Annotated in this window: 7 protein-coding genes; 3 read left to right on the top strand and 4 right to left on the bottom strand. The window is 70.3% G+C overall.

The window, feature by feature from the left end:
* Positions 1 to 180: 180 nt before the first annotated feature.
* The 3 genes from DPV74_RS36825 to DPV74_RS36815 are packed head-to-tail and all read right to left on the bottom strand — an operon-like array spanning position 181 to position 3,213.
* Entirely contained in the window at positions 181 to 1,233 is a 1,053-nt protein-coding gene (locus DPV74_RS36825) for an ABC transporter substrate-binding protein (RefSeq protein WP_027791453.1), read from the bottom strand.
* A 32-nt stretch (positions 1,234 to 1,265) separates the two neighbouring features.
* Entirely contained in the window at positions 1,266 to 2,105 is an 840-nt protein-coding gene (locus tag DPV74_RS36820) for a class II aldolase/adducin family protein (RefSeq protein WP_027791454.1), read from the bottom strand.
* Positions 2,106 to 2,127: 22 nt separating this feature from the next.
* The gene (locus DPV74_RS36815) at positions 2,128 to 3,213 is read right to left on the bottom strand and encodes an LLM class flavin-dependent oxidoreductase (protein ID WP_119338977.1); all 1,086 of its coding nucleotides are present in this window, start codon (positions 3,211 to 3,213) and stop codon (positions 2,128 to 2,130) included.
* Between the two features lie 313 nt (positions 3,214 to 3,526).
* Between DPV74_RS36815 and DPV74_RS36810 the strand changes: the two genes are divergently transcribed.
* Positions 3,527 to 4,897, top strand: coding sequence for an acyl-CoA dehydrogenase family protein (locus DPV74_RS36810; protein ID WP_119338976.1), 1,371 nt, complete (start codon positions 3,527 to 3,529; stop codon positions 4,895 to 4,897).
* A 61-nt stretch (positions 4,898 to 4,958) separates the two neighbouring features.
* On the opposite strand, the gene DPV74_RS36805 is transcribed toward DPV74_RS36810, so the two are convergent.
* On the bottom strand, positions 4,959 to 5,933 hold the full coding sequence (locus DPV74_RS36805; protein ID WP_196487859.1) for a LysR family transcriptional regulator: 975 nt from the start codon (positions 5,931 to 5,933) through the stop codon (positions 4,959 to 4,961).
* 17 nt (positions 5,934 to 5,950) lie between these two features.
* On the opposite strand from DPV74_RS36805, the gene DPV74_RS36800 reads away from it, so the two are divergent.
* Positions 5,951 to 6,517 (top strand): cysteine dioxygenase, encoded by a 567-nt coding sequence (locus DPV74_RS36800; RefSeq protein ID WP_027791458.1) that lies wholly within the window; start codon positions 5,951 to 5,953, stop codon positions 6,515 to 6,517.
* A gap of 131 nt (positions 6,518 to 6,648) precedes the next feature.
* The coding region (locus DPV74_RS36795; protein WP_119338978.1) for a rhodanese-like domain-containing protein at positions 6,649 to 7,791 on the top strand (1,143 nt) is incomplete at its 3' end.

Here is a 7,791-nt window from a genome sequence, read left to right as displayed (position 1 = left end):
GCCCAGGCGAGTGCGGCGGCGATGCCGGTCGGCCAGGTGCGCGCGCGGCGCGCTTCGGCCGCGAGCGTCGCTTCGCAGGCCGTGCAGGCCACGCGTGCGGAAGCAGCGGAAGCAGGCGCACCGCCGGCCGGTGACGGTGCGGTGCGCGCGGTGGAGGCGTGTTCGATCGTCGACATCGCGTCACCCGAGCACGTTCGCATAGACCTGCTGCGCGAAGCGCTGCGGGTCGGTGCTCTTCTTCAGCACGCTGATGCGGCGGAAATCGTCCGCATAGAACGCGATTTCCTGCTGCAGGTCGACGTTGGTCGGGTGGTGCGTGTAGGTGAGCGTCGCGTACAGCTTGCGCAGGTCCTCGGGGCTGATCTTCGGCGAATACTTCGCGAACACCTTCGCGGCTTCGTTCGGGTTGTCGTGCGTGAACTCGGTGGCCTGCACGATCGAGCGCGCGAGTGCGGCGGCGGACGGCCGGTCATTGCGCACGAGATCGCCGCGCGCGCCGATCACGCAGCACACCTTGCGTGCGTATTCGCCTGACAGGTTCGTGGCGAGTTCCGTGTACGCGCCGTTGCTGCGCTTTTCGAGCAGATAGAGGTTCGGGTCGCCGTCGGCGATCGCGTGGATCTCGCCCTTGTCGACCGCGACGCCGAGCAGGTCGGCCGGATACTGCCGCCACGTGATGTCGCGCTCGGGATCGATCCCGTTCTTCGCGAGCAGGATCGAGAAGAAATGCTTGCCGGGCGCGGCCAGGTCGCTGACGCCGACCGTCTTGCCCTTCAGCGCCTGCAGCGTCGTGACGCCGGCCGCCTTCGAGCCGAGCAGCCGCACGCAGCCGCCGTGCGAGCTGCCGATGATCTTCACGTCGAAACCGGCTTCGAGCGGCTTCAGCCAGCGATGGATCATCCCCACCGCCGCATCGGCCTTGCCGGTCGCGATCGATTCGAGCAACTGGTCGGTCGAGCCGCTGTAGTTGATCAGTTCGACCTTCAGGCCGTTCTTCTCGAAGAAGCCGCGCTCCTGCGCGACGACGATCGGCGTCAGGCAGAACGCGTTCTGGTTCCACGCGAACGTGAGCTTCTTCAGCGGCGGCGCGGACCAGGCCTTGCGGCCAAGCGTGATCGCGGGCGCGGCGAGCGCGGCGGCGCCGGCCGCGCGCAGCAGCTTGCGGCGTTTGTCGTCGTGCGTGTCGCGCGTGTCGTGTGCATTGGCGGGCGCGGGTGCGGCGGTTCGGGTCATGTGGTCTGGTCTCCGGTCGTGCGGGAAGGCGCTCAGTCGAGCAGGTCGGGTTCGTCGGCGACGACGCGCGCGAACAGGCTGTCGAACGCATGCAGCGCGCCCTCGGGGCCGCCGATCTGGCCGTGCGTGTGGCGCGCGGTGGCGTGATCGATCGGTTGCGGCGTGCCGGCCGCCTCGGCCAGCAACTGCGTGTGCGCGGCGTTGTCGAGCGCGATGTACCACCATGCGGCAGCCTCGACCGTCGGGCCGGCGGTCAGGATTCCGTGGTTCTTCAGGATCGCGCCCTTGTGCGTGGTGCCGTCCGGTTTCGCAAGCGCATCGGCGATCCGTGCGCCTTCGCTCGTGTCGACGACCATCCCCGTGAAGTCGTCGAACAGCGCGTGGTCTTCATAGAACACGCACGCGTCCTGCGTGAGCGGATCGAGCGGGCGGCCGAGCGTCGACCACGCCTTGCCGTACGTCGAATGCGTATGCGCGGCGGCGACGATGTGCGGATGCGCGTCGTGGATGGCCGCATGGATCGCGAACGCGGCCTTGTTCAGCGGCCGGGAACCGATCGCGGTTTCGCCGCGCGCGTTGACGAGCAGCAGGTCGGACACCTTGATCTGCGAGAAATGCACGCCGAGCGGATTCACCCAGAAGTGGTCGGGCAGTTCGGGGTCGCGTGCGGTGATGTGGCCGGCGAGCCCCTGTGCGAAGCCGAAGCGAGCGAACAGGCGGAACGCGGCCGCGAGCCGCTCCTGACGGTGACGGCGCTCGGCGGCGACGTCGATGCGCGGCGCGGGCGGATCGAACCAGAAATGCTGGCGCGGCGACGCGGCGAGCGCGAGGCCCGACGCAGTGCGTTCGAGTGTGGACGGAACGGCGGACATCGTAAGGGTCTCCCGGGTTGCGTCAGGCCGCGCGGCGCGCCGCGTCGCGTGCGGCGACGGCGCCGCGCACGCGCGGAATCAGTTCGCGGCCGTAGTCGATCGCGTCTTCCAGCGGATCGAAGCCGCGGATCAGGAACGTCGTGACGCCGAGGTCGTAGTAGTCGAGCAGCGCGTCGGCGACCTGTTCGGGCGTGCCGACCAGCGCCGTCGAATTCGAACGCGCGCCGGTGAGGCTGGCGATTTCGGTCCACAGCCGCTTGTCGACGCGCGAGCCGCGTTCGGCCGCGGCCAGCAGGCGGCGCGCGCCTTCGCTTTGCTGCGGGCCGCCGGCGCCCAGGCCGGCCGCTTCGCGCAGCCGGCGTGTTTCGTCGAGGATGCGATGCGCACGCGCCCACGCTTCGTCCTCGGTCGCGGCGAGGATCGGGCGGAACGACACGGAGAAACGCACCTGCCGGCCGTGCTTCGCGGCTTCGGCGCGCACCCGGGTCGTCAGGTCGCGCACCTGGTCGAGCGATTCGCCCCACAGCGCGTAGACGTCCGCGTGCTTGCCGGCCACGGCGAGCGCGGCTTCCGATGCGCCGCCGAAATAGATCGGCACATGCGGCTGCTGGAACGGCTTCACTTCCGAGAACCCCTGTTTGAACCGGTAATGCGTGCCGTCGTGATCGAACGGCTGCGCTTCGGTCCAGATCCGCCGCAGGATGCCGAGGTACTCGTCGGTGCGCGCATAACGCGCGTCATGGTCGAGGAAATCGCCGTCGCGCTGCTGCTCGCTGTCCGAGCCGCCGGAGATGAAGTGCACGGCGAGCCGGCCGCGGCTGAACTGGTCGAGTGTCGCGATCTGCCGCGCGGCGAGCGTCGGCGCGGTGAAGCCCGGGCGATGCGCGAGCATGAAGTGGATGCGCTCGGTCGCGGCCGCCGCGAACGCGATCGTCAGCGTCGCCGACGGGCCGGTCGAGTGATGCGGCACGAGGATCCGGTCGAAGCCGGCCGTCTCGTGGGCGCGGGCAAAGTCGCGCACGTAGCCGGGATCGACCACGGGGCCGGACGGCGGGTGGATTTCCGACTGCTTCTGGCTCTGGATCATGCCGATGAATTCGACGCTCATCTGGGTCTCCGGTGCGGGGATGTCCCGGCGCGCGGCCGGGCAGGAATGGAGCGCAGGTTAACGCCGCGATCATGCGGAATGGAAATAATCAATCCCGATTTGAATATCAGATTTGCATGGTTTGGGCGCGTGTGCGCTGCGCATACGCTGTGGGCTCACGAACGATCGGGCGCGCGGGCGCCGGCGAATCCGGGGGCACGCGTTGCGGATCGCCCGGTTCACGGGATACCGCGCCGCGTGGCGATCGATTGCCGCGGTTGCCGACCTCCGTCGCGCTTGCCGCCTGTCCGTATTACCCAGGGAATCCGTTTCGATGTCCGCCAGCCTTGCCGCTTCCTCGCCGTCGCCGCATCCGCCCGCGCTGCGCCTCCTGCCCACCGACGATGCCGACGACGCACGCGTCGCCGCGCTGCTCGAGCGCCTCGCGCCGGAACTTGCCGCCGATGCGGCGCGCAACGACGTCGATGGCCGCTTTCCGCACGAGAACTTCGCGCGGCTGCATCGCGCGGGGCTGATCGCGCAGGTCGTGCCGCGCGAGCATGGCGGCGCCGGTGCGACACTCGCGCAGGCGAGCCGGATCGTCGCCGCCGTCGCGCGGGCCGATCCGGCCACCGCGCTGGTGCTGACGATGACCTATCTGCAACATCGCGCGCTCGGCCGGGCCGACAACCGCTGGCCCGCACAGGTGCGGCGCGCGGTGTTCGACAGCGCGGTCACGCACGGTGCGCTGATCAACGCGCTGCGGGTCGAGCCCGCGCTCGGTTCGCCGTCGCGCGGCGGCCTGCCGGAAACCGTTGCCCGGCGCGACGGCGACGGCTGGCGGCTGTCCGGCCACAAGCTGTACAGCACCGGGATTCCGGCGCTGCGCTGGCTGGCCGTGTGGGCGCGCACCGACGAACCGGCGCCGCGCGTCGGCGTGTTTCTCGTGCCGCGCGACCGCGATGCGGATGGCGATCGCATTCGCGTGATCGAAAGCTGGAATCACCTCGGCCTGCGTGCGTCGGGCAGCCACGAGGTCGTGTTCGACGACGTCCGGCTGACGGCCGATCACGCGGTCGACGTGCGCGCACCGGACGCATGGGCCGTGTCGGCCGCGACCCACGCGGATGCCGACGCGCAGGCCGACCAGCAGGCGTGGATGGTCGCGCTGCTCGGCAGCCTGTACGACGCGGTGGCGCGCGCGTCGCGCGACTGGGTGGTCGAATTCGCGACGACGCGTGCGCCGAGCGGGCTGGGCGCACCGCTCGCGACGCTGCCGCGCGTGCAGGAAGCGGTCGGCGAAATCGAGGGCTGGCTGCACGCGAACCGCGTGCTGCTCGACGATCACATCGCGCGCACCGACGCGGGTCATGCACCGCCGGTCACGACGAGCGGACTGGTCAAGCGCACCGTGACCGAGCACGCGATCCGTGCGGTCGAGCAGGCGCTGAAGCTGTCGGGCAATCACGGGCTGAGCCGCGCCAATCCGCTCGAACGCCACTATCGCGACGTGCTGTGCAGCCGCGTGCATACGCCGCAGGACGACGCGATCGCGGTGGCGGCGGGGCGTGCGGTGCTCGACGCGGCGAGCCGGATCGAAGCGAAGGGCGAGACGAAGGGCGAAGCGGGCGGCAAAGGGGGCGGCGAGACGGAAACGGGCGGAGCGTCGGTCAACGAAACCGGGCGCGGCCGCAGCGATGCGTGAGCGGAGCAGGGCTGGCGCGAGCATCGACCGGGCGGCGCGATGCTGCCGCCGCCCGATAGGGTCACGCAGCCTGGTCGTGCGCCTGCTCGGGCAGCGAGAATGCCGCACGCGCATGCGCGGCGACGGCCGCGAGCGGCGCGCCGAAGCGGGCCGCATCGTGCCGGCGCAGCAACCACAGATCGATGTGCGGCTTGAAATCGGCGAGCGGCACGATGTCGAGCGCGTCGCGCAGCGGGCTGCCTTCGACGAGCGGCAGCGGCATCAGCCCGATGCCGAAGCCGTTCGCGACGCTCTGCAGTTGCAGGTCGCGGCCGTAGGTGTCGAGCGTGACCGGCATCGGCAGGCCCTGCGCGTCGAGCGCGCGCCGCAGGCCCGCACGAAAGCCGCAACCGTCGGGATTGAGCACCCAGCCATGAGCGTGGCAATCGGCGAGCCGGTAGCTGCGGCGCGGCCAGTCACCCTTGCGGCCGACCGCGACGAGCCGCGTGGCCAGCAGCCGTTCGCCGTCGACCTGTGCCGGCAGCACCATCTCGCGCGCGAGGAACACGAGCGCCGCATCGAGTTCGCGGCGGGCGACGCGCTCGACGAGCATGCCGCCCCACGCGGTCGTGACCTGCGTCGCGAGCGCGGGCCACTGCGCGGCGAGTTCGGCGATCAGCGCGGGGAGCATCAGTTCGCCGAGGCCCTGCGTGAGCCCGATCCGGAACTCGCCGGCGGGCGGCTGCTCGCCGGCCGTCAGCTCGCGCAGCGCATCGACTTCGCGCAGGATCGCGCGACACTGCTCGAAGACCTGCCGGCCGATGTCGGTCGGGCGCGGCGGCTTCGTGTTGCGATCGAGCAGGGTCACGCCGAGCGCTTCCTCGAGATTCTGGACGCGCCGCGTGATCGCGGGCTGCGTCATCCCGAGCTCGGCCGCGGCCTGGCTCAGGGTCTGGCAGCGGACCACCGCTGCAAAAGCGTCGATATCGCTAATTTTCATGTTTGTTCTGCATGGTCTTTCAGGTGCATCATGACGATCCATCATATTCGGCATCATATTCGAGGAGCCAGCCGATGAGTACGCTTTCGTTGCATCAGACGCCGCTGCGTCCGTTCGTCGACGGTCTGGGCGCGCTGCTCGCGTCCGGCGCGGACGAGGCGCGCATCCTCGACGAGGGCGGTGCGCTGCTCGCCGCGCTCGTCGAACACGACGACTGGTTGCCCGACGCGTTCGCGCAGCCCGACCCCGCGCGCTATCGGCAATACCTGCTGCATCTCGACCCGGACGAGCGGTTCTCGGTCGTCAGCTTCGTGTGGGGTCCCGGCCAGACGACGCCGATCCACAATCACACGGTGTGGGGGCTGATCGGGATGCTGCGCGGCGGCGAATTCTCGCAGCCGTACCGGTTCGACGCAGCGGGCCGGCCGGTGCCGTCCGGCGAAGCCGTGCGGCTCGCGCCGGGCGAGATCGAGGCCGTGTCGCCGCGCATCGGCGACGTCCATCGCGTGACCAACGCGTTCGCCGATCAGGTATCGATCAGCATCCACGTGTACGGCGCGAACATCGGCAAGGTCGAGCGCGCGGTGTACCTGGACGACGGCACCGTGAAGCCCTTCGTGTCGGGCTATTCGAACGCCTGATGCAACGCCCGCCGATGCGGCCGGCCGCAAGCGACCGGCCGGAAGGCCGGTTGCCCGCACGCGCCGGCGGGCCCAAGATTGATCCGTTCCGCTTTCTTCACCGACTTCAACGCATTCAATACAGAGACATCGTGACGCACTCCGCCGATTCCACTTCCCGTTTTCCCGTCGCGTCGTACCAGGATGTGCGCGCGCGCCTGCTTGCCCGCGACGAGATCGCACTGATCGACGTACGCGAGGAAGATCCGTACGCGCAGGGCCACCCGCTGTGGGCCGCCAACTTTCCGCTGTCGAAACTCGAACTCGACGCGTGGACGCGGATTCCGCGCCGCGACACGCCGATCGTCGTATTCGGCGAAGCCGGCGGCGAGGATCTCGCGCCGCGCGCGGCCGAGAAGCTCGCGCAACTCGGCTACACCGACGTGCGGCTGCTCGACGGCGGCCTCGCGGGCTGGCTCGCGGCGGGCGGCGAACTGTTCATCGACGTGAATGTGCCGAGCAAGTCGTTCGGCGAATGGGTCGAGGCCGAGCGGCATACGCCGTCGCTGTCCGCGCAGGAGGTGCAGGCGCTGATCGACGCGCAGGCCGATGTCGTGATCGTCGACGTGCGCCGTTTCGACGAATACCAGACGATGAACATACCGACCTCGACGAGCGTACCCGGCGCGGAACTCGTGCTGCGCGTGCGCGCGCTTGCGCCGAACCCGGCGACGCAGGTCGTCGTCAACTGCGCGGGACGCACGCGCAGCATCATCGGCACGCAGTCGCTCGTCAACGCGGGGCTGCCGAATCCGGTCGCGGCGCTGCGCAACGGCACGATCGGCTGGACGCTCGCGGGCCAGACGCTCGAGCGGGGTGCCGCGCGGCGCTTTCCGGAAGACATCGACGCGACGCAGCGCGACGAAGCGCGCCGCGCTGCGCGCGCGGTGGCCGAACGCGCGGGCGTGCCGCGCATCGCGCTCGCCGACGTCGCCGCGCTCGACGAACCGGGCCGCACGCTGTACCGCTTCGACGTGCGCACGCCGGAGGAATACGAAGCCGGCCATCTGCCGGGTTTCCTGAGCACGCCGGGCGGCCAGCTCGTGCAGGAGACCGACCATCACGCAGCCGTGCGCGGCGCGCGGATCGTGCTCGCCGACGACGACGGCGTGCGTGCCGACATGACCGCGTCGTGGCTTGCGCAGATGGGCTGGGACGTGCGTGTCGTCGAGCCGGCCGGCGCGGCCGCTTTCGGCGAGCGCGGCCAGCCGCCGCGCGACGTGCCGGCGACGCCG

Source organism: Burkholderia sp. HAN2018 (assembly GCF_024704855.1).
GTDB classification, from domain to species: Bacteria; Pseudomonadota; Gammaproteobacteria; order Burkholderiales; family Burkholderiaceae; genus Burkholderia; species Burkholderia cepacia.
Note: the sequence above shows the minus strand (reverse complement) of the source record. Positions and strands in the feature narration are given on the sequence as shown.